This window comes from Leisingera sp. ANG-M1, assembly GCF_000813745.1.
Taxonomy (GTDB): Bacteria; Pseudomonadota; Alphaproteobacteria; order Rhodobacterales; family Rhodobacteraceae; genus Leisingera.
Genome location: NZ_JWLC01000082.1, coordinates 1 through 826 on the forward strand (window position 1 = coordinate 1; position 826 = coordinate 826).

At 65.5% G+C, this 826-nt stretch carries 1 protein-coding gene; it reads left to right on the forward strand.

Annotation, left to right across the window (positions count from 1 at the left end; translation table 11 throughout):
• A partial coding sequence (locus RA19_RS25480) for a 1-deoxy-D-xylulose-5-phosphate synthase N-terminal domain-containing protein (RefSeq protein ID WP_039168829.1) occupies positions 1-826 on the forward strand: 826 nt, incomplete at both ends.

Sequence of the window (826 nt, forward strand, 5' to 3'; positions counted from 1 at the left end):
GCGGCTGATCGTGATCCTAAACGACAATGAAATGTCGATTGCCCCGCCGGTGGGCGCACTGTCCTCCTACCTGTCGCGCCTCTACGCAGGCGAACCCTTCCAGGAGCTGAAGGCCGCCGCCAAGGGCGCGGTTTCCCTGCTGCCGGAACCCTTCCGCGAGGGTGCCAAACGCGCCAAGGATATGCTCAAGGGCATGGCCGTCGGCGGCACCCTGTTCGAGGCGCTTGGCTTCTCCTACCTCGGCCCTATCGACGGCCACGACATGGACCAGCTGCTGCCGGTGCTGCGCACGGTCAAGGCCCGCGCCACCGGCCCGATCCTGATCCATGTGCTGACCAAAAAGGGCAAGGGCTATGCCCCGGCCGAGGCCGCCCGCGACAAGGGCCATGCCACCGCCAAGTTCGACATGGTGACCGGCGAACAGAAAAAAGCGCCCTCCAACGCGCCCTCCTATACCTCGGTCTTCGGCAATGAACTGGTGAAGCTTGCGGCCCAGGACGACAAGATCTGCGCCGTCACTGCCGCGATGCCCGACGGCACCGGCCTCAGCCTGATGGCCGAACGCTACCCCTCGCGCACCTTTGATGTGGGCATTGCCGAACAGCACGGCGTGACCTTTGCCGCGGCATTGGCAGCCGGCGGCATGAAGCCCTTCTGCGCGATGTATTCCACCTTCCTGCAGCGCGGTTACGACCAGGTCGTGCATGATGTGGCGATCCAGCGCCTGCCCGTGCGCTTTGCCATCGACCGCGCCGGTCTGGTCGGCGCTGATGGCGCCACCCATGCGGGCAGCTTTGACATCGGTTTCATGGCCAACCTGCCGGGC